Here is a 24770-nt window from a genome sequence, read left to right as displayed (position 1 = left end):
TTTTGTCACGTTGAGCGTAGTCGAAACGCTTTTATATGTCTTCTACTACGCTCAGACTGACTTATATCAATAAGAGTTACGCTACAAAATTATTTAAGCTCTAAATCGCAAACACCCTAAACTCTAAAATATCACCAGGCTGACAATCTAAAACCCTACAAATAGCTTCTAAAGTCTCTAACCTAACTGCCTTGGCCTTGCCTGTTTTTAAAATAGAGAGATTAGACATGGTAATTCCTACCCTTTCACTGAGTTCGGTTAGCGACATCTTTCGCTTGGCTAACATTACATCGAGATTAACAATTATTGGCATAGGGATTTGTGCAAAAATAAGGCTTAAATAGTTAATTCTTGTTCTTTTTGTAATTCTATTCCTTTTTTAAATACAAATCCAATAATCAACATTGTAATTCCAAAAATAACCAGCCAAAAATCAAAATCTACACCAACAATCTTCTGATAGATGGAATTGTTGTTTATTTTACCATTAGCCTCGAAGAAATAAAAAGCATATAACAAAACAGCTTGAGAAATACAGAACCAACCAATCATAGTAATTCGGGAAATATTTAAAAGACTAAAAACACTGTTGTTTTGAATAGAGTTAATAAAAAAATAAATATTTAGCACAATACCAATCCCAATAATTGTAGCGAATATTAAAGCTATAATTGCAACCGGATGTAAACTTCTATCTACGCCAGTACTAGCATCGATAAAACCTTTCTGCATATCTCCATAATTATATATTAATGCTAAAACAATAACCAATATGTAGGCTAATTTTAATAACAATACCTGATTTTTTGTTTTCATAATTATATCGTTAAATCTTGTTCTTGTTTTAATTGATAGCCGAAATTAAAAACACCTGCAAAAATTAAATACTCTAAGCCAGGCGCCAATTCATCTAATAGTTCCCAATAATTTGGAGCATAACTCAATGATTTGTCTAAAATAGGATGATTGACAAAAAAATAAGTAAAAACCAAGTATATAACAATCCCTATAGGGATCATAAGCAATTGCATAAAACCTATAAGCCTTAGTCTTTTTACATTAATAAGGGTAAATATTTTTTTATCAATTACATCGCTAATAAACTCCCTAAATAATTTTAATTGAAACAATGTGATACAAAATCCTAGAACCGCAACAAATAAATACCATAAAACAAATGGAGAACTCAATTTTGACAATTCAATTTTCTCTAATTTTAAAGTGAGAATGGGCGCATCATCTACTTTAAATGAATAATAGTTTTTCATCTTAGCAAAATCAAAGCTTTTTACCTCCACACTAAAATCAAATGGAGTAAATTTATCGACTCTAATTTCATTATAGGCAATCAGCGAAAGAATGTTTACAATAAAATACATAAACATTACGATGATTAAACCATACCATCCTATATCTAATAAAATTTTATAAATTTTCAATGAGCGTAATTTTTCCATAACATGATGAGGTTTTATTTTTACTTTAAATCAACAATTATTTCTCCTGCAAATGAAATCAAAATATATTATAAAACAAAATTTATTTATTGATTTACAATATATAAATACTGCAAATCAACTAAAAAACAAACCAACTGACAAAATTTATTTGGAATGATTTTTGTTATAAAGCAATTGTTAAAAAATGTGACATAAAGCATTACATTTTCAACGATTTACAATTCGAAACTGTAGTTTTTTTTATACTTTTGCAGAATCGAGATTAATTAAGAGGACTAAAACACATAAATGAGACAACTCAAAATAACCCAATCCATCACCAACCGCGAAAGTCAATCGTTAGACAAATACTTACACGAGATTGGAAAAGTAGATTTAATTACCGCAGAAGAAGAAGTTATATTAGCTCGTAAAATTCGTGAAGGTGACCAAGCCGCTTTAGAGCGTTTAACAAAAACCAATTTACGTTTCGTTGTATCGGTTGCTAAACAATACCAAAATCAAGGTTTAACATTAGGCGATTTAATTAACGAGGGTAATTTAGGTTTAATTAAAGCAGCTAAGCGTTTTGATGAAACTAAAGGTTTTAAATTTATCTCTTATGCTGTTTGGTGGATCCGTCAATCAATTTTGCAAGCAATTGCAGAGCAAAGTCGTATTGTACGTTTACCTTTAAACCAAGTTGGTTCATTAAGTAAAATCAGTAAAGCTTTCTCTAAATTAGAACAAGAATTTGAACGTGAACCTTCTCCAGAAGAATTGGCAGATATTTTAGAAACTACAGTTGACAAAATTTCTGACACATTGAGTAACTCTGGTCGCCATGTATCTATGGATGCACCATTTGTACAAGGTGAAGAAAACACCTTATTAGATGTTTTAGAAAACCACGAACCAAATACAGATAGCAACTTAATTAACGAATCACTTTCTGAAGAAATTAGACGCTCATTATCTACTTTAACCGAACGTGAACGCGAAATTATTGTATTGTTTTTCGGTTTAAGTACAAATCACCCACTTTCGTTAGAAGAAATTGGCGAGAAATTTAACTTAACTCGTGAACGTGTTCGTCAGATAAAAGATAAAGCTTTACAACGTTTACGTCATACTTCACGTAGTAAAATCTTAAAATCTTACTTAGGATAAGCATTAAAAAATTGGCTACTTAGTGTGTTTTAAACACCTTGTAGCACAGATTTTTACAAGAAAATAAATAAAAAAAGATTGGGTACTCGCCCGATCTTTTTTACTTTTGCAGCAATTCTAACCAAATTAATTTCTTGTATGTTAAATAAATATCAATCAGAGTTTCAGAACTGGATTGAGAAAGAAAAAAAAGCACTAGAGCTAATCAGTGTTGTGGGCAAACTATGGTTCGATCGTTCTATCGAACTTGTTCTCTTTCGAAAACCTTTATTCGATGTTGGCAGTAGCGAAATACTAGCTTACCACCAATACGCAAAAGAAGTAAGCGGAACCGATATTTCCATTTACGAAACGCTTGAACTGGCAGCCACCATTGCCAAATGCAGCCTTGCTCCTTCTCGTATAGACATTGGTCGCTTAGCAGCCGAATGGCTCGACGAAAACAACACACACTCGGGCATGCATAATTTTGTAGTGAGCAAATTGAGCAAGCATATTGGTAAAGACAAAATTAGCTTAAAACCAAAAGATGTGGTTTTGTATGGTTTCGGTAGAATTGGCAGAATTGCTGCCAGAGAATTAATTGTACAAGCCGGTAAAGGCGAACAATTAAGATTAAGAGCCATTGTAACCAGAACCTATAGCGATGAAGAACTTATTAAAAGAGCTGAACTGTTAAGAACTGATTCTATCCATGGCCCTTTCAACGGCACAATTGTAGAAGATTTCGAGAACAAAGCATTAATCATTAACGGGCAAACTATTTACCTTATCGTAGCAAAAAATCCCGAAGATGCGGATTATACAACTTACGGAATTAACGATGCTTTATTGATTGATAACACTGGTGTTTTTCGAGATCGAGAAGGCTTAAGCAGACATTTACAAGCCAAAGGAATTAGCAAAGTTTTACTTACAGCTCCTGCCAAAGGCGATGTACCAAATATTGTAACCGGCATAAATGATGCAGATTTTGATTACCAAACTGAAACAATTTTCTCTAACGCATCTTGCACTACCAACGCAATAATTCCTGTACTAAAAATAATTGATAATAATTTTGGTATTGAAAAAGGTCATATCGAAACGGTACATTCTTACACTAATGACCAAAATTTATTAGACAATTACCACAAGAAATACAGAAGAGGTCGTTCAGCAGCATTAAACCTAGTAATTACCGAAACTGGTGCCGATAAAGCAGTTGCGAAAGTAATTCCTCATTTAGCTGGCAAATTAACTGGCAATGCAGTTCGCGTACCTACGCCAAATGTTTCTTTAGCTATTTTAAATTTATCATTAACAAAAACCACTACAAAAGAAGAGGTAGCAGCTATCTTAAAACAAGCTTCATTGTTTGGCGATTTATCTGAGCAATTAGAGTATTCGATTTCAAATGAATTGGTTAGTAGCGATTTAATTGGCAACAGTCATGCATCAATTATCGATGGACCAGCAACAATTATTGCCAACGATAACCAGTCTATAGTTTTGTATGCATGGTACGATAACGAATACGGTTACACCCGTCAAGTGATCCGTTTAGCTAAAAAATTGGCTGGCGTAGTTAGGCTTACTTATTATTAACCAATTTTGTCATCCAGAGCGCAGCGAAGGATCTCTAATATAAATCATTATCGAGATTCTTCGCTTTCAATCCTGTAAGTTATTTTCAAAAATTTAAACTATAAAATCAATCATCAATTTTACCATTCGGAGGAACGACGAATTTATTTTTTGATTCAACGAGAGAGATCCTTCCTTCGTCAGGATTGACAAAGCGAAATAAAATTCAAGTTAATAGATTCATTTTTTGAAAAGATTCGACATTTAAAATGACAATTCTATTTGTAAATTCGTAAAAAATCATACATTATGAAATTACCAATTTACCAAGTAGATGCCTTTACAGCTAAACTTTACGGCGGTAACCCTGCTGCTATCGTTCCATTAACAGAATGGTTGCCAGCACCAGTAATGCAAAAAATTGCTGTAGAAAATAACCTATCAGAAACTGCTTTTTTTGTACCAGAAGGTGACATATTTGAATTGAGATGGTTTACACCCGAATATGAAATTGATTTATGCGGCCATGCTACCTTAGCAACAGCACATATTTTATTCACAGAACTGGGCTATCAGAAAGACACTATTCATTTTAATACACAAAAAGCGGGCACATTAACAGTTAGCAAAAAAGACGATTTATATACTTTAGATTTCCCATCTCGACCAGCAAACATTACTGATGCGCCAAAAGGATTACTTGATGCCTTGGATGGCAGCACTCCTATCGAATTATTAAAATCTAGGGATTACATGTTGGTTTATGAAACAGAAACTGATGTTATTGCCTTAAAACCTGACTTTTCAGCTTTGGCAAAACTTGACATTATGGGTATCATCGCAACAGCCAAAGGCGATCATAGCGATTTTGTATCGCGGTTTTTTATTCCATCTGCAGGCATTAACGAAGATCCAGTTACAGGCTCTGCTCATTGTAATCTTATCCCCTACTGGGCACAAAAATTAGGCAAAACAACACTTCATGCATTGCAGCTTTCGGCACGCCGAGGCGAGTTGTGGTGCGAGCTTAAGGGCGATAGGGTGTTAATGAGCGGCAGTGCGGTTACGTATTTAAAAGGTGAGATTTATATTTGAGATGTGAGATTTGAGATGTGTGATACGAGAACCAAAACCATAAAATTTAAATCGTATTGAAAAAGAATGGCAGTAGCTTTTGGCAAGTTTAGATCTGCTATCCATAAAATTTGCACTTCGACTACGCTCAGTATGACAAATTTTACTTCTATCAGGTTTATAGATTAAAGGCAGATTATTATGGCAATATTGCATGGTGCAAACCTAAATAGTTAGCAAATAAAAACTTACGAAATCTATTAGCGGATATGTCAAAATAGACTTCGTAAGTTTTAATTATTAAAAGCCAATTCCATAAAAATTTCCAACAAAATTAGTTCGAGCTACAAGCTCGAACTAGCATGTGCCACATGGTGCAAACCTAAATAGTTGCACAGCTTTTGCGCTGTCGTCATATCGAACGCAGCATAGCGAGGAGATATCTGTTAATATGGCACTGTCTGCCTCTGCAAAAACTTACAGATTTCTCCTCGCGAAAAGCTCGTTCGAAAAGACGGCTTGACTTATCCTTTATTAAAACGCCGGCAATTCTGGCTTAGTTCCCATTATTTCATCAATTTTTCCCATCACTTTATCGGTTAGCAAAGGCACAACCTCTAATACCGTTAAATTCTCTCTTAACTGCTCTACTTTTGAAGCACCCAAAATCATTGTACTCACATTTGGGTTTTTTAAACACCAAGCCAATGACAATTTAGCTAAAGGCAAATTCATTTTGTCGGCCAATTTTTGAAGTTCAATCACTTTCTTCATCTTTTCTTCTGCCATTACCCTATCTTTTAACCAATCCATCCCTTTCAATTCTAACCTTGTATTCTTCGTATCGCCTTTGGTAAATTTACCAGAAAGCAAACCCGAAGCTAGAGGCGACCAAATGGTTGTACCCAAACCATGATTTTTAAAAAGATGGAGATATTCGTTTTCTAATTTATTACGCTCTATTAAATTATATTGCGGTTGTTCCATCGTAGGACCTATCAAATGATTTTGCTTAGAAACCGAAATAGCTTCCATAATCTCTGAAGCGCTCCACTCTGATGTACCCCAATACATAATTTTCCCTTGTTGCAGCAAAGTATTCATGGCAAAAACAGTTTCTTCAATTGGCGTATTTTTGTCTGGTCTATGGCAAAAATATAAATCCAGATAATCTACCTGTAAACGTTGTAACGCAGCATTGCAAGCTTCAATTACATGCTTACGAGATAAACCCATTTGGTTTGGCCCTTTTCGTTCTGCACCAAAAAAAACTTTACTAGACACCACGAAAGTATCTCGCTCCCATTTTTGAGCTTTCAATATTTTGCCCATCACCATTTCAGATTTCCCCTCGGCATAACCTTCTGCATTATCGAAAAAATTTACTCCAGCATCATAAGCAACACCCATTAATTCATCGGCTACTTTATCTGTTATTTGGTTACCAAATGTTAGCCAGCTACCAAAAGAAAGTGCACTAACCTGTAAACCAGATTTCCCTAAACGTCTATATTCCATTTTAAATAATTAATGTTCCAAATTAAGATTTTAAACCTAACATTATTTAATCGATTTAAGTTTTTTACAAAAATCAAAAATGAAATTTATCATACAATATATTTACCTTTATCATCTATCATTAATTGAAACACCATGAATAAATTATTTCTGATACCATTGGCTTTTATACTAAGCTGTGGCACAGTTAAAACACCACAAAATACAGCGCAAAATAGTGAGCAATTGCTAAAAGATGTAGAAATATTAGCTTCTGATGCCTACGAAGGTAGAAAAACCGGAACAAAGGGAGCTGAAATGGCAAGAACGTATTTAACAGGCAGATTAAAAGAAATTGGCTTGCAACCCTATCCTGGTAAAAATAATTATGAACAATCTTTTGAAGTTAAAGGTAGAAACGGTGCAGCTGCAATTGAAGGTAAAAACTTAATTGCTTACATACCTGGCAAAACAGAAAATATAATTGTAATTTCTGCTCATTACGACCATGTTGGCATCATTAAAAATGAAATTTACAATGGTGCTGATGATAATGCTTCTGGAGTGGCGGCCTTATTACAGCTTGCCAAATATTTTACTAAAAACAAACCTAACAATACCTTAATTTTTGCAATTTTTGATGCAGAAGAAATGGGTTTACAAGGTGCTAAAGCATTTGTGGCTAATCCGCCAGTTGGCTTAGATAAAATAAAGCTAAACATTAATATGGATATGATTAGCCATAATGATAAGCAAGAACTTTATGCTGTTGGTACTTTCAAATACCCACAGTTGAAACCCTTTTTAGTTACTACAAATCCTAATTTAAAACTACTTTTAGGACATGATGATCCCAAATTAGGTAGTGATGATTGGACAAACCAAAGTGACCAAGGCGCTTTTAATGCTAAAAACATCCCCTTTATTTATTTTGGAGTAGAAGATCATAAAGACTACCATAAAGCAACGGATGAGTTTAAAAATATTAACAAAACTTTTTTTATAGATGCTGCCAACTCGATACAAGAAGTAATTGTAAACATCGATAAGCAAAGAGATATACAAACTATCTTTAGAGAAAGCTTACAAATGAAAAAGCAATAAATGTCAAGCTATTTTTTACGAAAAATGCCCGTTAACAAACGGGCATTTTTTTTTAGAATTCAATATCAATTAAACTTTTAATTGGGATATGAATATTGTTTTTAAGTTGAATGTATTTTTCGGTAACTGACCAAACTGTTGTACTTACTTTTTTTGGTCCTTCGGTGGTATTAAAAGTAATGGTTGCCTTTGATTTAAACTCATTACCCAAACGTGGTGCACTTGCTAATCTATCAGTTAATTCGCTAGAAAGATCAGTATCTGCTTTTATAATCTTGTTAACGTCTATTGCTTCTTTTTCAATTAATTCGGTAGTCATATATATTCTTATTTTGTGTAAACAAGTTAATTAAAATTTTGTAATACAACAAAAATGCCAATAGATTTTATTTAAATAATTTGTAACAAGAATAAGATGTTTTTAGCTGATTACTTCATCCTAAATCTATTTTCAATCATCCCTTTAAATTCAGGTTTTAACTCATTACCAATTATACTAGCAGATGGCGATGCTAATTGTTCTTGTCTAGCTGTCATTGTTTTTGCTTGGCTAGTAACATTTACACCAGGAGCGATTATTGCTAATGCTCTTTTAAGATAATTATCATTAACATCTCCAAAATCATACATGATTGTATTTGCTGGCACTTCCGGAGAATCTACATCCGGAACAAAGCCATCATAATAAGTTCCTTGACCTAAAGAATTTTTCGTTTCGAACATTGAATAATAAACATCGTATTTATTCTCAATCGTAATTGGGAAAAATCCTACAGGTTTACCATAGGTAGTTCTTCCTACTAGTTTAACATTGATGTGGGGTTTTAATGAATTAATTACCAATTCACTTGCAGATGCAGTACTGCCAGACACGATAAAAACAACATTTGCTACTGTAGTAAGCGGACCTTTTTTTGCAAAATTAACCGTATTTGAAGCAACTGAATAATTCACATCAAAATAGGTAATGATATTGCCATTTCTAAATTGAACTTTATCGTTGGCATCTAATAAAGGTTGATTTTTAAGAATAGTAGCCTGTCCACTTTGCATTGTTGTATTGTAATGTTCAGAAAACATAACACCAGAGGCGGTAGAAGGAGCTATCAAATTAATTAAATGTTCTGCAGTACTTACATAGCCACCTCCGTTGTATCTTAAATCGATTACAAGATCAGTTACTCCTTTAGTACCAAAATCATTAAAAATGTTGTTTAATTCTGCAACTGAATTTTCTGCATTAGAAAATCTTGCATAGGCAACATAACCCACTTTTTTTGTTCCAGCAGTTAAAACTTTAGATTTATAGATTGGGCTACTTTTAAATATTGATTTAGTTAATGAAACGTTAAACGAAGTGCCATCACTTTTAACGCCTTCTAATGTAATATTTGTTCCATTTAAGGCTGAATTTAAGGCATTAGAATTCGAACTAAAATTTGTGCCATAACTAACCCCATTAATTTTTGTAATTAAATAACCACGTAGCAACCCAGCCTTTTCAGCTGGAGAATTTTGATAAACAGCCGTTACATAAGTTGTGAAATTAGCGTCTGTACCATAAAATCCAACCCTTACTCCTAAATCATTTCCATTTCCTTCTAAATCTACAGAAGCAGATCTATTTATTGATGCTGTTGGATTTTGATTAGCCTTATCAAAAATATATGAATATTTTGAAGATGTTCCATTTGTTTTATACTCAAACGGATTTGAAAATTTTGTTATCTCAAAAAGTTCTTCTTTATAGTTGTCTAGGTTATTTGAATAATTTACAAACCTTCTGGGATTAAATGCTGTATAAGTTGGTAATTTATCGTTCCATAAATAAACCTCTTTAGCATATAAGAAAATCGAGTCTTTAGACAACTCTTCTCTAGTTGCAGTGGCAGTTGTTGGAGGAGTAGTTGGAGGAGGAGTAACTACAGCTGGTGTAACCTTTGTTTTTTTACATCCGGTAGCAACACCAATTAAAAGTGCAGATAGCACCAATATTTGTTTCAGTTTCATTTTAAGAATAGATTTCAACGTAAATAAACGAAAAAAAATCTACAATAGTTTTCTCACAGAGAAATATTCTACTTCAATAGGTTTTAGTAACAGTTCTGTTTGATGATTTGCACCTATAAATACTGTTTCTGAGTGATTTAGACCATTTAAAGTATGAATATCTTTAACACATTCTGCCATGGTTCCATACTCTTTAACGAAGTACAATTTCAAATAGCGTTCTAAACCATGCCATTCTGTTTGTTTAACTTTATTGAGTTGCTCTTGAGGCTCGCCATCTAATACTAAAAAAATCTCCTTCCGCTCAACCACCAACTCTTGTAATAAGGTAAGAATTTGTTGGTACAATAATAGCTTTAAAGGCAATATTGCTGTTTGATGTAATAAGTTAAAGTTGTCATTATATTTTGATGGAATATTAAACTTCTCAGCCGTTTTCTCGAAAATTTGCTCACTTCCATTTTTCTCAAATTCATCTTTCATAAAGTTCAAAATCTCTGCAGAATTGAGCAATTCTGAGTAAGTTAAAAACTCTGAAAACAAGTAGTAAACTTGTAATAGGTAATCTTTATGGGGGTATAATACATCATCAAAAGCAAATATGAATGCTTTTTTTGATTGGATATGATTTTGGATGCTCATGATTAAATAGTAATTAATTGCAGTTTTTGATCCATAAAATAAAAAGCCCCATTCAAATTTTCTCCTCTGCCATGCAGTGTCAATAATGTTTCTTCAATGGTAGTAAAAACAACCTCACCATCAATATAAATTGTATATTCACTAGATTTTGGTATTTGATTTATTGAAAAATAGGCATTTAAAATCTCCCTTTTAGGTATTAATGTTTTAATATTAAATTCGTCAAATAGTACCGCTGATTTTGAAACTGGCTCAATTTCAAAATTTTGCAGCGGCAGTATTGCATCTACTTCGTGATCTAAACAGTTATTCAACAAATTGTGTGCAATCGTATCATCATTTTTATCGCCTAAGCTTACCATTGTAAACGCAGCTGATTTAATTGAAGGTACATCGCCATAATCTGCCAAAATAATTTGATGACCGATTAACGCATTTGATAACTTAAGTGCGGCTGCAGATGTGCCTCCTGTGATGAGAATTTTCAATGTTGAATGTGTGAATTAAAGAATGAGTGAGTTAGAGAATGATTGAATTTTTAATGAACAATAATACTAATGTTGAGCGAAGCGAAATCCCGACATTTCGGGAAACCTATCTAAACCACTAAACCGTCTTTCATCGTTACTACCCTGTCGCTAATTTTAGCCAAATCTTCATTATGCGTTACAATCACAAAAGTTTGTTCAAAATTATCACGTAGGTGGATAAATAACTCGTGTAAAGCTTTTGCATTTGCAGAATCTAAGTTACCAGAAGGTTCGTCGGCCAAAACTATTGCCGGATTATTAATTAAAGCTCTTGCTACCGCAACTCTTTGTTGTTCTCCACCAGAGAGTTCATTAGGTTTGTGATTTGCTCTTTCTTTTAAACCAAAAAGATCCAATAATTCATAAGCTCTTTGTTCTGCTTCTTTTTTACTTTTTTTAGCAATAAATGCTGGTATACAAATATTTTCTAATGCTGTAAATTCTGGCAATAAATGATGAAACTGAAATACAAAACCAATATTTTGATTTCTAAATACACTTAACATCTCTCCAGAAAGTTTATTAATTAAAGTATCTTTTAATTCTACAGTACCTTCATCCGGGTTGTCTAAGCTACCCAAAATATGCAACAATGTGCTTTTACCAGCACCAGAAGCACCAATTATACTTACAATTTCTCCCTTTGCTACTTCAAAATCTACCCCTTTTAAAATCGGTAAATTAACGTATGCTTTTTTTATACCTTTTGCTTTTAGCATGTTGTAAAGTTACACAATTGTTAAATTGCTCATCTGTTAAATTGTTAAATTGTTTGAAAAATCATCAACAATAAAGCAATACAACAATATCTAACAATTTCTTTAAATAAAATTTGCAATTCTAATAATCTTATTTAACTTTGAAAAACAAAGTGCTTTACATTATGAGTAATCAAGAGGAACAACTAAGTGCATTGAGCGACATCAGAAACATGATGGATCGTTCGTCGAGATTTATTTCTTTAAGCGGTTTGTCTGGGGTTTTTGCTGGCTTAACTGCATTAGTTGGCGCTTATTTCGCCCATGGCGAATTGAAAAAGTACCTCAATGGTGATTATGGATTTGGTATAGATGCTGATGTAGAGATTGAAGCCAACCTCATTAAAATTGCTTTTTTAGTATTAATTTTCGCCTTAACAGGAGGATTTATTTTTACTTACCGACAAAGCAAAAAGAAAAACATCCCATTTTGGGGTAAAACCGCAAAAAATATGTTAATTAACCTAGCAATACCCCTAGGTGCTGGTGGATTTTTTATCATTGCTCTGTTGTTAAATTTTCCGAGTGCCATTGGTTTAATTGCTTCTTCTTGTTTAATATTTTATGGCTTAGCGCTTATTAATGCAAGTAAATATACTTACACCGATATACGCTTTTTAGGTATTTGTGAAGTTATTTTAGGTTTAATTGCCATGTTTTATATTGGTTATGGCTTGTATTTTTGGGCAATTGGCTTTGGCATTTTACACATATTTTACGGATTGATCATGTACTTTAAATATGAAAGGAACAAGTAATGGGCAATCCAATTGGAGCATTAAACAAAATATTCGATAGCAGAATTAGGCTTGGCGTAATGTCTATTTTAATTGTAAACAAAAGCGTAAGTTTTAATGAACTAAAACAACTTTTAGAGTTAACTGACGGCAACTTAGCCTCTCACCTCAACACCTTAGAGCAAGCTGAGTACTTAAAAGTTCAGAAAGCATTTATTGGCAAAAAAACAAATACAACATATTATATTACCGAATTAGGTAAACAATCTTTTAAAGCACATTTAGATGCTTTAGAAAAAATGATCAAAGGAATTTAATTTTTTTTAATTATTTACTTTGAAATACAAAGCACTTTACATAAATAAAATTTTAAATGATGAAAACAGAAACACAAACAAATTTTAACTTAACTCAAAGGCTCGCAACAGTAATAGGTATCGTAGCCTTAATTTTATTAATTCCATTAGTTGCCATGCAATTTACCAAAGAAGTAAATTGGGATTTAGCAGATTTTATTATCATGGGCATACTTCTATTGGTAACAGGAATGTCCATAGAAGTGGTATCCAGAAAAATTCGATCTACTAAGCTAAAATTAGCTTTAACCTTAATTATCTTATTTGTATTGTTTTTGGTTTGGGCAGAATTGGCTGTAGGCATATTCGGCTCTCCGTTTGCAGGTAATTAATCTATTTATTTCAAACTTTTTACTTCATAATTAAAATTGATTTTATCATGATGATATCAGAAAATCTGAGCCTAGTTAAACTATCAATGTACCTTTTTAAATATTCCCTAATCATAGGTACAATATTCTTCCTTTTATATTTATTTTCTCAAAACACCGAAATTATAATATTCGGCTTTGTTTACCTATGTATTGCAACAGTACTAAATTTAATGCTTTTTCTTTCACTGCTAATAATCGTATTAACTGATGCAAGAAGCAGAATAGAAACCTTAAAATCAATGGGTCTATTATTAATTAATATTCCAATTGCCATTTTATATTTTTTAATAATTACAGAATACCCTCATATCATTATCTAAATTTAAATGAAAAAACCTATCGACTTGCAACTTTTAGCCATTTTTGGTGGTGGGTTGTTATTTAATTTCCTTTTTTGGAATGAAGGATTAGGATTAAACCTGCTCTTACATTCTTTATTTATCTTGATTGTGCTTTTTTTAGAAAAAACACACCGAACTAATAAAAAAACAATAGCTATTGCCATCTCTCATCTCATAGCTGCCATATTGGTTGTTATAAATCATTCAGTGTTAAATATATTTGGTTACTATATTACATTAATTGTTTTTGTAGGATATACTCATGCCCCTAAAATTAAATCAGTATTCGCCGCTTTGTTAGCTGGTTTTTTACAAATAGCTTCATCACCTATTAATTTTGTCAAAAAATTAATTAATGCAAAAATTGGTAATTTCTCAGTTAAGCCTATTTTAAGGCCAATAAAATACATCATCATTCCTATTATTGTTGTAATATTTTTTAGCATTATTTACAGCATTGCAAATCCTGTTTTTGCTAAATACGGCGAGTTGTTTATTACAAATATTTCCAACTTTGTTAGTAATGTTTTTACATTCATTTTTGGCGATTTAAGTTTTGCTCGTTTCTTGCACATAATTTTAGGAATACTATTTACTGCTGGTATGCTTTTGGCCTTTAAAGAAACTACCTTAGAAAAAATAGATGCAGAAGCTCCAGATAATTTACTTAGAAAGAGAAAAAGCAAATTTTCAACTTCTTATATACAAGAGCTAAAATCCATTTTTTTAGGTTCGATTATTCAAAAAAAGATGGCGTTAAAAACCGAATATATCATAGGTATCATTTCTTTTATGGCTTTAAATCTGCTTTTACTTACGCTAAACATTATAGATTTTAATACCCTATGGCTCGGCAATATTAGTTCTTTTGATGATACATATTTATCTACTCAACTACACGAAGGCGCAAATTCATTGATATTTAGTATCCTAATGGCGATGTTGGTTATTTTATTCTTTTTTAGTGGTAACCTCAATTTTTTTAGCAGAAATAAAACACTTAAAATTTTGGCTTACGCATGGATTGTTCAAAACACCTTCCTTATTTTTTCAGTATTAATTAGAGACTATCATTACATCAATTTAAGTGGCTTAACACACAAAAGAATTGGAGTTTTAGTGTTTTTAACTTTATGCGTTATTGGTTTATTTACGGTATACATTAAGGTAGCGAAAAAGAAAACGCTTTACTATTTGCTAAAAGTTAATGGTCTAACCTGGTATATTTTATTAATTGTTTTTGGTATAATAAATTGGGATGCACTTATTGTTAATTACAATATCAATAGCAGAAAACAAATTGCTTTAGATGTAAAACATTTAATGGAAATGTCTGATAAAACATTACCGTTAATAGATAAAAACAGGATGTTATTAAACAAATATGCTGCTAAAACTGATGATTATGATGTAACGCTTACTGAGGTAGAAAGCGCAGTAGCAACAATTGACACACCTACTACAGCTCAATTACCCGAACCACCAATTGATAGCGCAAAACTAAAAAGAGAGCTAGCGCAGCAAAGAATTAAAAGTTTTAATGAAGATTTAGATCTGCGTATCGAGAGATTTAAGGAAGAGCAAGAGCGCTTATCTTGGTTATCATGGAATTTTAGAGATTGGCAGACTAAGGAGTATTTTAAAAAAGAAGATTAGAAAAGCAGTTGCTGTGAAACGATTAATGGTTGGTCGGGCTATTCGTTTCAATCTTTTTGTTTGCCAATCCACAAACCTCGTAGGTTTATTATGCTCTTGCCTAATAACCTACGAGGTTTTACCTCAAAGAACAAAAAGTATTTACACTACTATCCCGTTTAGTTAACAAAAGGCGGTGATACTATTTGGGGTTGTATAAGTTCTTAATAAGAAATCCATGAAAAAAATTAAAATCATACTTATTTTAAGTATCAGCTTCGTAATCTTTATATTTATATATGGATTAGCGACTGCATTCGACCCAGTTTATGACAGCGCAAAAATAAACCAAAATATTGGGGGAACTTTAATTTGTAATGCTGTGTTCAACCCTGATATTCATTCATCACCTAACGTAATTTCATATTTGTACAAAAACAATGGTATTGTGATCAATTTAGGGTTTGGTTACTACACCAAGAGGCAATGGAAAAAAAATGAACAACTGATGAAATTTGAAAATTGGTTAATTCTTAAAACAGGAGGTGAATTTGAATGTGACAAACTGATAATTGGCAATCTTAACCTACCCACATGGAATGAATATGAATTTACACCCGAAAAAGTTGAAAAAGAAAAATTATGGAATATCAAAAATATAAAATCGCTATTTGGCTATTGTTGCAGTGAAGTTTATATAAAAGATATTAAAAATGGCAAAATTAAAATTAATTATAAGTTTAGAGTTGATAAAAATCAATCTGAAAAATATGAAATGAGAACGCTAATCTATTTAATTGATAGGAAAACTGGCAAACCTATCTTAAATAAAGTAAGCTAAATCCTAAACTCTTTTAGATCTGGCTGGTATCTCCAATAACCATAAGCATTTTAAACTTTGCAACCCCTCCTATTTGTACAAGCTTTTATTTTCTAAACCCGGTTGCAGCGTAAATACTTTTTGTATAGCGAAACAAAGTGGAGCACAAAAAGATTGCAGCGAAAAACCAACCTACCGGCAGGCAGGCGGGACTAACTTTAAAAAGAGTGCTAAACATTGCTTTTCTAAAAATAAAAACTATGAAATTGAGTCACATTTTTGTGTGATACGGCGATATAGGCAATTGTTTGCATTTTAATTGATTTTTGGCTTTGTATAAAGGTTTTGAAATTGTAGATTTGAGCAAATTTTTGAACAGATGAATATCCACGAATATCAAGGTAAACAAATTTTAAAGAGTTTTGGTGTTGCCATACAAGAAGGCATTGTAGCTGAAACTGTTGAACAAGCTGTAGAAGCGGCTAAGCAAATGAAAACCGACTATAACTCTGATTGGGTTGTGATTAAAGCACAAGTACATGCTGGTGGTAGAGGTAAAGGCGGTGGCGTTAAGCTGGCTAAAAACTTAGACGAGGTTAAACAACGTGCTACCGATATTTTAGGTATGCAATTGGTTACACCACAAACTGGTGCCGAAGGTAAAAAAGTTCATAAAATTTTAGTTGCTCAGGATGTTTATTATCCAGGCGCTTCTGAAACTAAAGAATTTTACGTTTCTGTTTTATTAAACCGCGCTAACGGAACTAACATTATTATGTATAGTACTGAAGGCGGTATGGATATAGAAGAAGTTGCAGAACACACTCCTCATTTAATTTTTAAAGAAGAGATTGATCCGAAAGTTGGCTTACAAGGTTTCCAAGCACGTAAAATTGCTTTTAACCTAGGTTTAACTGGCGCTGCACATAAAGAAATGGTAAAATTTATTGCTGCTCTTTATAAAGCTTATGACGCTACAGACTCTGCAATGTTTGAAATTAACCCAGTTTTAAAAACTAGCGATGATAAAATTATTGCTGTTGATGCTAAGGTTGATTTAGATGAGAATGCATTGTTCCGTCACCCTGATTATGCAGCAATGCGTGATAAATTAGAAGAAGACCCAACAGATGTTGAAGCTAGCGAAAGTAACTTAAACTATGTTAAGCTTGATGGTAACGTTGGCTGTATGGTTAATGGTGCTGGTTTAGCAATGGCAACAATGGATATCATTAAAATTGCTGGTGGTGAGCCTGCTAACTTCTTAGATGTTGGCGGAACTGCAAATGCAACTACAGTTAAAGCTGGTTTTAATATCATTTTAAAAGACCCTAACGTTAAAGCAATTTTCATTAACATATTCGGCGGTATTGTACGTTGCGATAGAGTTGCACAAGGCGTTATTGATGCTTATAAAGAAATTGGCGATGTTCCAGTTCCAATTATTTGTCGTTTACAAGGCACTAATGCCGAAGAAGCTAAAAAACTAATTGACGAATCTGGATTGAAAGTTTTCTCAGCAATTCAATTAAAAGAAGCAGCTGATTTAGTAACGCAAGTATTAGCTTCATAAGTCGATAATAGTATAGTCCGCAAGGCGGAAAAATCTAATTTTTAAAAACCAGTTGAGTTATCAGCTGGTTTTTTTTATGCTTAACATTAAGGAATTAAGAACAGTTAAGATTACATTTTCTAGTAAACGAATTGTTTAAGTTATTTAGTTTGATTCTTTTATAAACTGAGTCGATAATTAAACTTGACACTTTAAGGATGCTATGCTTATCCTACTGGTCCTGCCCATCCCCTACGTACTGGATCAGCAGTTGTCTTGCTTGCCAGGCCTGAAATAAAGCGAAGCTCTCTTAAAGGAAAAAATCAATGAAAACAACTGAAAAATTAATTGTGACGTAAAGTTATAGAAAGGGCTTAAATTAAATTTTTAACCCATTTGAAGCATCGAACTAAATTTTTATACAACTAACAACTATCGCTTTTGATTTTCAATGAGCAATGAAACTTAATTCCTTAATATTAAAATAGATTTCAATAGAATCGAAAAGACCAGTCGAATATTCGAACTGGTCTTTTACTATAGTTTGGTTGGTTGTTAGTTCTGTTTTTAATGTTCTATTGTAAAATATTTAATGAAAAAGCTCTGGCCATCCAACCAGAGCTTTTATCAAACCAAATATAAATGTACTTTTTTGTATGAACACCACAAATATAAACACTTTTATCACATATTTATAAATTATTTTTAATTTTTTTAACAAAAATGAGTTAATATTTAAAAAATAAAGATAAATATTAAATATTTAACGTTAAATAAACATTAAACAATAAAAAAGTAAAAAATATAAGCGATAAAAAACACTAAAAACATCACAAATTAAATATTTTATTAAAAAATAACTACAATATTTAAATAAAAACTATTAAAAATTGAATTTTATGAAATTTTAAGATAATTTTTATCCTAAAACAGCATAAAAACTAAAATTAGCTAAATATTGCATTCATTTGAATTACACTATATTTGTATTTTCTAAATAAAATTTATGAGTAATTTTCAGATCCCGAACTCACTTATTCCAGATAATGATGCAGAGCGAATTAAAAAGCTAAGAGCTTATGATATTCTGGATACACCTGAAGAAGACACATTTAATAAGATAGCTATTTTAGCCGCCCAAATATTTAATACACCAATAGCCCAAGTTACGTTCGTTGACGAAGAAAGAGTATTTTTCAAAACCAATATTAGTCCGCTAGCCGCAACCGAAATAAACAGAAATGACAGCTTTTGCTCTATTGCAATTTTAAATAATAATGTAACGCTATTTAGCAACATATTAGAGGTACCCGAATTACAAAGCAATCCGTTTGTAACAATGGAAAATGGAGTTCGATTTTATGCAGGTGCACCTTTAAAAACAACAGAAGGCTTGCATCTGGGCACGGTTTGCGTTTTAGATGTTGAACCAAAAGAGGTTACAGAGCAACAATTAAAAATGCTCGAAACATTATCGGCTATTGCCATGGACGAGCTTGAACTAAGATTAGCTACACGCAAAGCAATGCGTACGCAAACCGATATGATGAACAGAATTGTTCATGATTTAAAAAACCCAAACACCACTATTTCTCTTTCTGCAGAGTTAATAAAGAAAAAAGCAGACGACCCAAAAGTTGTTACCGATTTTGCAGACAGGATAAAAAGATCGGCTACTAGTGTATTGAACAGCTTAAATAATTTGCTTGATTTATCTCAAAGCGAAAATGCAAGTTTTAGGTTAAATGCAGATGAAGTTGATGTATTACAGATTTTAGAGCAAGCAAAAAACAATTTCGAATTAATTGCCGCACAAAAACAACAAAACGTAATCATCAATTGCAACTGTTCGTCGGTAATTTATGCAGATAGCATCAGACTGCAAGATGCTTTTGAAAATTTACTGAGCAACGCCTTAAAATATGCACACCCAAATACTACTGTTCTAATTAACGTTACTACAATTGACAATGATCTTTTGATAGAATTTAAAGACCAAGGACAGGGTTTGTTAAAGGATGAAATGAGCAAGTTATTTACCAAATTTGCCAGATTAAGCGCTGTACCTACTGGCAAAGAACACTCAAATGGCTTAGGCCTATCTATCGTTAAGATGTTGGTAGAATTACATCATGGAAAAGTTTGGGCAGAAAGTGAAGGCAAAGATAAAGGCGCATCGTTTTTTATTGCCTTACCTGTTCACTAACAAATAAGTTAAAAGACAAATAAAAAGTAGAACCTTGTTTGGGCTTGCTATCAAACCAAATTTCACCACCTTGGAGTTCGGTAAATTCTTTACATAACATTAAACCTAAGCCAATACCTCTCTCGTTATTGGTACCATACGTAGAAGATGCTTTTAATTTAAACAGCTTTTCTTGCTGTGCCTCATTTATGCCCAAACCAGTATCTTTAACTATAATTAAACATTTTTTATCCTCTACCTTAATAGTAATTGTAACAAAGCCACTTTTTGGTGTAAATTTAATTGCGTTATTAACTAAATTTCTCATTACCAACTCAAACATATTTTGATCTGCCAGTATTTCAACTTCATCTTCACAGATTATATCAAAACCTACTCCTTTTCTCTTGGCATTATTACGTTCTATGTTTAACCCATTTGCTAATGTTTGTTTAATATTTACAGGAACTAATTCTGCATGTGAGCCTTCTAATTGAGTTTTAGACCACGACAAAACATTAGTTAGCATACTTGATGTGTTTTTTGTGATCTCTAACAATTGTTGTTTTAACAGCGATCGTTCTTCACTATGTAAGTCTGTTTCTGCCAAAAGCTCTAAATAACCTTGTATTGAATTTAAAGGTGTCTTTATATCATGCGTAACTATAGAGAAAAGCTTATCTTTTTCAATACTTAATTTTTCTAATTCTTCATTTTGTTGAATAATTTTTTTGCTCTGTTCTTCTATTGCAATAGTTTTATTAAAGGCTAAACTCCTTTCATACTCATAATTTTTCCTAATGTAACTTATCGCAAAGTAGGTAATTAATGTAACTACAAAATAAGTTATACCAAAATCGATGGTTTTACTTAAATTATTGATATAGGCAATTGGAGCCGTTTGCGGATAAATATATTCTATAATGAGTATAGTTAAAACCAGTAATAGATTGATAGGTATCCAAATTTTAAATTGTTGCTTCGGTATAATTGCTATCACAAGTAAAAAGGCCAAGGCGAATAGCAATAAATTTGGACCAAAAATACCTGAGTTATAGAAATAATTTATAGCAAATGTTACATTACAGGCAGTTGAAAATAATATAATACCTAACAACGATTTCCTTTTAAATCGAGAAAGATAAAAAAGCGAAGCAGAAATAAAAATACCACAAGCACATAATATAGCAGGCACCTTTAGGCCTATCACATAATTAAAGGGAACTTCGAAACACATGGTGATGAAAGCTATAATACAAAAAGTATTAAAAATTCTTTCTTCTAGCGAGAATAACGTTGGATCGCCAATTAGATTTTTACCATTTAGGATTTTTTTGAAAGAGAACAAATTGTAAATTTAATTTAGGGATACAACAAATTTAAGATTATTAACCTAAAAGAAAAAGGAATTTACCAAAACTTAAAAATAAAACAAATAGCAAATTTTAGGTTTAAATCCTTATTTTTGACGCCCTTATAGAGCTAAAAAGCATGATACAAAGAGAAAAAATTAAAGACCTGCTGAATTCTACGGCATTTGATACAGAAGTTAAAGTAATGGGTTGGGTACGTACTTTTCGTAACAATCAATTTATAGCCTTAAATGATGGATCTTGCATGGGCAATATTCAAATTGTTGTTGATTTTGCCAATACACCAGAAGATTTATTAAAAAGAATTACTACTGGAGCAGCAATTTCGGTTACGGGAACTTTAGTTGAATCTTTGGGTAAAGGACAAAAAGTTGATGTAAAGGCTGCATCTATTGAGATTTTAGGTGATAGTAATGCTGAAGAATATCCTTTGCAACCAAAAAAACACAGTTTAGAATTTTTACGTGAAAAAGCACACTTGCGTTTCCGTACCAATACTTTTAATGCAGTATTTAAGGTTCGTCATGCATTAGCATTTGCCATACACCAATTTTATAATGAGCGTGGTTTTGTATATATGCACACGCCTGTAATTACTGCAAGTGATGCAGAAGGTGCTGGCGAAATGTTTAAGGTAACTACCTTAGATTTTGATAAAACTCCTCGTACGGATGAGGGTAAAGTAGATTTTTCTGAAGATTTTTTCGGTCGTGCTACCAATTTAACGGTTTCTGGTCAGTTAGAAGGCGAATTAGCTGCCATGGCTTTTGGGCAAATTTATACTTTCGGACCAACTTTTAGAGCAGAAAATTCAAACACTACTCGTCACTTGGCCGAGTTTTGGATGATTGAGCCTGAAGTTGCTTTTGCAGATTTGGAAAACAATATGCAATTGGCAGAGGATATGATGAAATATGTGATCAGCTATGCTTTAGAAAATTGCAAAGACGAAATTGCCTTTTTAAATGATCGTTTATTAGAAGAAGAAAAAACTAAACCGCAGCAAGAACGTAGCGAATTATCTTTAGTAGACAAGTTAAACTTCTGTTTAGAAAATGAGTTCCAAAGATTAACTTATACTGAAGCCATACAGATTTTAAAACATAGCAAACCAAATCAGAAAAAGCAGTTTAAATACTTAATTGATGAATGGGGTGCAGATTTACAAAGTGAACACGAGCGTTATTTGGTAGAAAAACACTTTAAAAAACCAGTTATCTTAACAGACTATCCTAAAGATATCAAATCGTTTTATATGCGTATGAATGATGACGGCAAAACAGTAGCGGCTATGGATATTTTATTCCCAGGTATTGGCGAAATGATTGGTGGTTCGCAACGTGAAGAGCGTATGGATATGCTAACCAAACGTATGGATGAGATGAATATCCCGCAAGAAGAATTATGGTGGTATTTAGATACTCGCCGTTTTGGCTCTGCACCACACGCTGGTTTTGGCTTAGGCTTTGAGCGTTTAGTTTTGTTTGTAACCGGTATGACAAATATTAGAGATGTGATTGCTTTCCCGAGGTTCCCGAAAAGTGCGGAGTTTTAAACCCCTAAATCCCTCCGATATAAAATCGGAGCAGGCTCTAAAGGGGACTTAAATAAAATAAAGAAACAAATAGAAAATCGCTTAGCAGAAATGTTCAGCGATTTTTTTTTAGTTAGATGTGTCAGTCTGAGCTTGTCGAAGACCGATCGATGAATTTACCGAAATCCTTTGACAAGTTACCATTGGCATTATTTGTTAAGTATCTATAAGTCAATTTTTTATAAAATATAAACTCCTTTTTTTGTCATTCCCTGCCTGCCGGCAGGCAGGCGACTTCGGAGGAATCTCATAATTGGAATACAAATTCGAGATCCTTCGCTGCACTCTGGATGACAAAAACGAGCTAAATTAACGTCATTCATATTGATTTTTATGAAATAAATTACCCCCTCAGGAGGACAGTCTTTAGATACTTTGAAATATTATAGCTTTTTCAAGTATAGAAAAAGTATTCCTAAACCTAGAAATAAACTAATAAAACCAAAAGTTAAATCTGTTTGTACAGGAATTTTATGACCGCTGGCATGATATACCATCCAAAAAAACAGATTTACAACTAAAAATAGAATTAATATTGGTTTAATGATAGTGATTAATGGCTTCATTTATTTTATTCCATTTTGTAAGCTTTTAATCCCTCAGCCCAAACCCTGAAATAAATTTAGGGTGACGGATTTTACTTTATGCGTCCAAAACTTTAACAATTGCACTACTCTTGCATTTTAAACCCGATAGCAGTGTAAATCCTTTTTACCAAGTACCCGCCGAGGCGGGGATTTGGTAAAAAGATTGGAACGAATAGCGGGACTGAAATAACCGATAGAAAAGGGGTTTTGCTTTTCAAAATTTAAAAATTTGGTTATGATACTTTCATATTAAGTAGAAAACGAAGATATTGTAATCCTGAGCCTGTCGAAGGACAATATTTTGGATTTTACTACCTTTAGTAACCGTATTCGACAATCTCAGACTGACAATCGTAGATTAATTCTTATCCAAAAAAAAAGGCGCTCCAAATAGAACGCCTTTTAAAAAAATATTTAATATTATTCGTGACCTGAATGTCCGTCGGCTCCGTGAGCATGACCATGACTTAATTCATCAGCAGTTGCTTCACGTACGGTTAAAACTTTACCAGCAAAAATTAAGTTTTTACCAGCCATCGGGTGATTTAAATCTACCGAAATATGCTCCTCATGTACACCAGTTACACCAGCACGGAATTGATTTCCTTGGTTATCTTGCAATGGAATAACATCGCCAACATTTGGCAAATCTGGACCAGCCTCTGCAAACATGCTAATTGGCAAATCTACATGAGCTGTAGCATCAATTTCGCCGTAACCATCTGCCGCAGAAAGCTCGAAACTATATTCATCACCAGCTGTTAAGCCAGCTAAATGTTCTTCAAATTTAGGTAACATCATACCTACGCCGTATAAAAATACTAACGGTTGCTCTTCGTTTGCTTTTTCAACAAAAACTTGCTGACCTTCTGGAGTTGTAGTGTGTAGCTCATAAGTGATAGACACTACAGTGTTTGAATTGATATTCATCTATTTTATTTTAATTGATCGTTTTATTACAACGCCATTGTGCTTGGCATTGGCAAAATTATGTTGTAAACCTAAACATGCGGTTAATAATTTTGGCAAATATAGGTTAATTATTAGGCTAACAAAATAGAAGCAATTTTGTTGAGACATATTTGACTTTCTGGTGAGTTAAACAACTAAAAAAAGGAAAAAATTGCTAATTAAGAGAAAGATGATTAATCTAATTTAAGTCTCATCAAACTTATCTATCTTCTATTTTTGGTTTGTTCATCAATAAATTCTTCTCTAATTTGCGTTAATTCTTTTTGCTTTTCAGCAATTTTTGCCACGGCATTGTGCTTTTCAGCTCGCTCTCTAATGCTAATGTATTCTTTTTTAAGTTTAGCAATTTCTTTAACTAGCGCTTTTCTTTTTGCAATAATACTTTCTTCTTTTTCAAACATTGCGCAATCTACCCAAAATTAAATAAATGCTTGTTTAGTAATTTTTTAACAAC

The 24770-nt window shown here is 32.6% G+C and carries 24 protein-coding genes; 12 read left to right on the top strand and 12 right to left on the bottom strand.

Annotation, left to right across the window (positions count from 1 at the left end; genetic code table 11):
* Positions 1–100 precede the first annotated feature (100 nt).
* Genes FA045_RS11145 through FA045_RS11135 form a run of 3 tightly spaced genes read right to left on the bottom strand, consistent with a single transcriptional unit; the run spans position 101 to position 1457 of the window.
* Positions 101–313 carry a helix-turn-helix domain-containing protein gene (locus FA045_RS11145; protein WP_136877153.1) on the bottom strand — a complete coding sequence of 71 codons (213 nt, stop codon included), beginning with the start codon at positions 311–313 and terminating at the stop codon, positions 101–103.
* A gap of 23 nt (positions 314–336) precedes the next feature.
* Complete coding sequence (locus FA045_RS11140) at positions 337–816, bottom strand: DUF2975 domain-containing protein (RefSeq protein WP_136877152.1); 480 nt, start codon at positions 814–816, stop codon at positions 337–339.
* Positions 817–818: 2 nt separating this feature from the next.
* A complete protein-coding gene (locus FA045_RS11135; protein ID WP_136877151.1) occupies positions 819–1457 on the bottom strand; it encodes a DUF2975 domain-containing protein in 639 nt (212 codons plus the stop codon).
* A gap of 291 nt (positions 1458–1748) precedes the next feature.
* Here FA045_RS11135 and FA045_RS11130 point away from each other — a divergent pair, with 291 nt between their 5' ends.
* The 3 genes from FA045_RS11130 (at position 1749) to FA045_RS11120 (ending at position 5270) form a co-directional block, all read left to right on the top strand.
* A complete protein-coding gene (locus FA045_RS11130) occupies positions 1749–2609 on the top strand; it encodes a sigma-70 family RNA polymerase sigma factor (protein WP_136877150.1) in 861 nt (286 codons plus the stop codon).
* Between the two features lie 138 nt (positions 2610–2747).
* Positions 2748–4196, top strand: a complete 1449-nt coding sequence (locus FA045_RS11125; RefSeq protein WP_136877149.1) for a glyceraldehyde-3-phosphate dehydrogenase — start codon at positions 2748–2750, stop codon at positions 4194–4196.
* A 288-nt stretch (positions 4197–4484) separates the two neighbouring features.
* A complete protein-coding gene (locus FA045_RS11120; protein WP_136877148.1) occupies positions 4485–5270 on the top strand; it encodes a PhzF family phenazine biosynthesis protein in 786 nt (261 codons plus the stop codon).
* Positions 5271–5783: 513 nt separating this feature from the next.
* On the opposite strand, the gene FA045_RS11115 is transcribed toward FA045_RS11120, so the two are convergent.
* Complete coding sequence (locus FA045_RS11115; RefSeq protein WP_136877147.1) at positions 5784–6767, bottom strand: potassium channel beta subunit family protein; 984 nt, start codon at positions 6765–6767, stop codon at positions 5784–5786.
* A 135-nt stretch (positions 6768–6902) separates the two neighbouring features.
* On the opposite strand from FA045_RS11115, the gene FA045_RS11110 reads away from it, so the two are divergent.
* Positions 6903–7850: a M20/M25/M40 family metallo-hydrolase gene (locus FA045_RS11110; protein ID WP_136877146.1), complete on the top strand. Its 948-nt coding sequence runs from the start codon at positions 6903–6905 to the stop codon at positions 7848–7850.
* 52 nt (positions 7851–7902) lie between these two features.
* Here FA045_RS11110 and FA045_RS11105 read toward each other — a convergent pair whose 3' ends face one another.
* The 5 genes from FA045_RS11105 to FA045_RS11085 all read right to left on the bottom strand — a co-directional run bounded on the left by FA045_RS11105 (position 7903) and on the right by FA045_RS11085 (position 11751).
* Entirely contained in the window at positions 7903–8169 is a 267-nt protein-coding gene (locus FA045_RS11105; RefSeq protein ID WP_136877145.1) for a hypothetical protein, read from the bottom strand.
* Between the two features lie 110 nt (positions 8170–8279).
* Complete coding sequence (locus FA045_RS11100) at positions 8280–9860, bottom strand: S41 family peptidase (protein WP_136877144.1); 1581 nt, start codon at positions 9858–9860, stop codon at positions 8280–8282.
* Positions 9861–9899: 39 nt separating this feature from the next.
* Positions 9900–10502, bottom strand: coding sequence for a haloacid dehalogenase (locus FA045_RS11095; protein ID WP_136877143.1), 603 nt, complete (start codon positions 10500–10502; stop codon positions 9900–9902).
* A gap of 2 nt (positions 10503–10504) precedes the next feature.
* Positions 10505–10990: a hypothetical protein gene (locus FA045_RS11090; RefSeq protein ID WP_136877142.1), complete on the bottom strand. Its 486-nt coding sequence runs from the start codon at positions 10988–10990 to the stop codon at positions 10505–10507.
* Positions 10991–11100: 110 nt separating this feature from the next.
* Entirely contained in the window at positions 11101–11751 is a 651-nt protein-coding gene (locus FA045_RS11085; protein WP_136877141.1) for an ABC transporter ATP-binding protein, read from the bottom strand.
* 164 nt (positions 11752–11915) lie between these two features.
* Between FA045_RS11085 and FA045_RS11080 the strand changes: the two genes are divergently transcribed.
* The 7 genes from FA045_RS11080 (at position 11916) to FA045_RS11050 (ending at position 19811) form a co-directional block, all read left to right on the top strand.
* Positions 11916–12548: a hypothetical protein gene (locus tag FA045_RS11080; protein WP_136877140.1), complete on the top strand. Its 633-nt coding sequence runs from the start codon at positions 11916–11918 to the stop codon at positions 12546–12548.
* Positions 12548–12844, top strand: coding sequence for a winged helix-turn-helix domain-containing protein (locus FA045_RS11075; RefSeq protein WP_136877139.1), 297 nt, complete (start codon positions 12548–12550; stop codon positions 12842–12844). The genes FA045_RS11080 and FA045_RS11075 overlap by 1 nt, the downstream gene beginning before the upstream one ends.
* Before the next feature lie 56 nt (positions 12845–12900).
* Positions 12901–13215, top strand: coding sequence for a hypothetical protein (locus FA045_RS11070; RefSeq protein ID WP_225871325.1), 315 nt, complete (start codon positions 12901–12903; stop codon positions 13213–13215).
* Positions 13216–13583: 368 nt separating this feature from the next.
* Positions 13584–15254 (top strand): DUF4153 domain-containing protein, encoded by a 1671-nt coding sequence (locus FA045_RS11065; RefSeq protein WP_136877138.1) that lies wholly within the window; start codon positions 13584–13586, stop codon positions 15252–15254.
* Between the two features lie 217 nt (positions 15255–15471).
* The gene (locus FA045_RS11060; RefSeq protein WP_136877137.1) at positions 15472–16074 is read left to right on the top strand and encodes a hypothetical protein; all 603 of its coding nucleotides are present in this window, start codon (positions 15472–15474) and stop codon (positions 16072–16074) included.
* 358 nt (positions 16075–16432) lie between these two features.
* Positions 16433–17626, top strand: coding sequence for an ADP-forming succinate--CoA ligase subunit beta (gene sucC, locus FA045_RS11055; RefSeq protein ID WP_136877136.1), 1194 nt, complete (start codon positions 16433–16435; stop codon positions 17624–17626).
* A gap of 985 nt (positions 17627–18611) precedes the next feature.
* Positions 18612–19811, top strand: a complete 1200-nt coding sequence (locus FA045_RS11050) for a GAF domain-containing sensor histidine kinase (RefSeq protein WP_136877135.1) — start codon at positions 18612–18614, stop codon at positions 19809–19811.
* Here FA045_RS11050 and FA045_RS11045 read toward each other — a convergent pair.
* The gene (locus tag FA045_RS11045) at positions 19789–21138 is read right to left on the bottom strand and encodes a sensor histidine kinase (RefSeq protein WP_136877134.1); all 1350 of its coding nucleotides are present in this window, start codon (positions 21136–21138) and stop codon (positions 19789–19791) included. The genes FA045_RS11050 and FA045_RS11045 overlap by 23 nt on opposite strands.
* A gap of 143 nt (positions 21139–21281) precedes the next feature.
* On the opposite strand from FA045_RS11045, the gene asnS reads away from it, so the two are divergent.
* Positions 21282–22718 carry an asparagine--tRNA ligase gene (asnS, locus tag FA045_RS11040; RefSeq protein WP_136877133.1) on the top strand — a complete coding sequence of 479 codons (1437 nt, stop codon included), beginning with the start codon at positions 21282–21284 and terminating at the stop codon, positions 22716–22718.
* Positions 22719–23764: 1046 nt separating this feature from the next.
* Here the strand turns inward: asnS and FA045_RS11030 are convergent.
* Both FA045_RS11030 and FA045_RS11025 read right to left on the bottom strand, forming a co-directional pair.
* Entirely contained in the window at positions 23765–24274 is a 510-nt protein-coding gene (locus FA045_RS11030; RefSeq protein WP_136877131.1) for an FKBP-type peptidyl-prolyl cis-trans isomerase, read from the bottom strand.
* Positions 24275–24519: 245 nt separating this feature from the next.
* The gene (locus tag FA045_RS11025; RefSeq protein WP_136877130.1) at positions 24520–24717 is read right to left on the bottom strand and encodes a hypothetical protein; all 198 of its coding nucleotides are present in this window, start codon (positions 24715–24717) and stop codon (positions 24520–24522) included.
* Positions 24718–24770 lie beyond the last annotated feature (53 nt).

This window comes from Pedobacter cryotolerans (genome assembly GCF_005116475.1).
GTDB classification, from domain to species: Bacteria; Bacteroidota; Bacteroidia; order Sphingobacteriales; family Sphingobacteriaceae; genus Pedobacter; species Pedobacter cryotolerans.
This window is presented reverse-complemented; position numbering and strand designations above follow the sequence as displayed.

Excerpts from the sequence above, each read along its gene's own strand:
- FA045_RS11070 (WP_225871325.1), top strand. The coding sequence starts at position 12,901 with ATGATGAAAACAGAAACACAAACAAATTTTAACTTAACTCAAAGGCTC.
- FA045_RS11065 (WP_136877138.1), top strand. The coding sequence starts at position 13,584 with ATGAAAAAACCTATCGACTTGCAACTTTTAGCCATTTTTGGTGGTGGG.
- FA045_RS11120 (WP_136877148.1), top strand. The coding sequence starts at position 4,485 with ATGAAATTACCAATTTACCAAGTAGATGCCTTTACAGCTAAACTTTAC.
- FA045_RS11130 (WP_136877150.1), top strand. The coding sequence starts at position 1,749 with ATGAGACAACTCAAAATAACCCAATCCATCACCAACCGCGAAAGTCAA.
- FA045_RS11080 (WP_136877140.1), top strand. The coding sequence starts at position 11,916 with ATGAGTAATCAAGAGGAACAACTAAGTGCATTGAGCGACATCAGAAAC.
- FA045_RS11030 (WP_136877131.1), bottom strand. The coding sequence starts at position 24,274 with ATGAATATCAATTCAAACACTGTAGTGTCTATCACTTATGAGCTACAC.
- FA045_RS11115 (WP_136877147.1), bottom strand. The coding sequence starts at position 6,767 with ATGGAATATAGACGTTTAGGGAAATCTGGTTTACAGGTTAGTGCACTT.
- FA045_RS11100 (WP_136877144.1), bottom strand. The coding sequence starts at position 9,860 with ATGAAACTGAAACAAATATTGGTGCTATCTGCACTTTTAATTGGTGTT.
- FA045_RS11095 (WP_136877143.1), bottom strand. The coding sequence starts at position 10,502 with ATGAGCATCCAAAATCATATCCAATCAAAAAAAGCATTCATATTTGCT.
- FA045_RS11050 (WP_136877135.1), top strand. The coding sequence starts at position 18,612 with ATGAGTAATTTTCAGATCCCGAACTCACTTATTCCAGATAATGATGCA.
- FA045_RS11025 (WP_136877130.1), bottom strand. The coding sequence starts at position 24,717 with ATGTTTGAAAAAGAAGAAAGTATTATTGCAAAAAGAAAAGCGCTAGTT.
- asnS (WP_136877133.1), top strand. The coding sequence starts at position 21,282 with ATGATACAAAGAGAAAAAATTAAAGACCTGCTGAATTCTACGGCATTT.
- FA045_RS11105 (WP_136877145.1), bottom strand. The coding sequence starts at position 8,169 with ATGACTACCGAATTAATTGAAAAAGAAGCAATAGACGTTAACAAGATT.
- FA045_RS11060 (WP_136877137.1), top strand. The coding sequence starts at position 15,472 with ATGAAAAAAATTAAAATCATACTTATTTTAAGTATCAGCTTCGTAATC.
- FA045_RS11135 (WP_136877151.1), bottom strand. The coding sequence starts at position 1,457 with ATGGAAAAATTACGCTCATTGAAAATTTATAAAATTTTATTAGATATA.
- FA045_RS11110 (WP_136877146.1), top strand. The coding sequence starts at position 6,903 with ATGAATAAATTATTTCTGATACCATTGGCTTTTATACTAAGCTGTGGC.
- FA045_RS11140 (WP_136877152.1), bottom strand. The coding sequence starts at position 816 with ATGAAAACAAAAAATCAGGTATTGTTATTAAAATTAGCCTACATATTG.
- FA045_RS11075 (WP_136877139.1), top strand. The coding sequence starts at position 12,548 with ATGGGCAATCCAATTGGAGCATTAAACAAAATATTCGATAGCAGAATT.
- sucC (WP_136877136.1), top strand. The coding sequence starts at position 16,433 with ATGAATATCCACGAATATCAAGGTAAACAAATTTTAAAGAGTTTTGGT.
- FA045_RS11085 (WP_136877141.1), bottom strand. The coding sequence starts at position 11,751 with ATGCTAAAAGCAAAAGGTATAAAAAAAGCATACGTTAATTTACCGATT.
- FA045_RS11145 (WP_136877153.1), bottom strand. The coding sequence starts at position 313 with ATGCCAATAATTGTTAATCTCGATGTAATGTTAGCCAAGCGAAAGATG.
- FA045_RS11125 (WP_136877149.1), top strand. The coding sequence starts at position 2,748 with ATGTTAAATAAATATCAATCAGAGTTTCAGAACTGGATTGAGAAAGAA.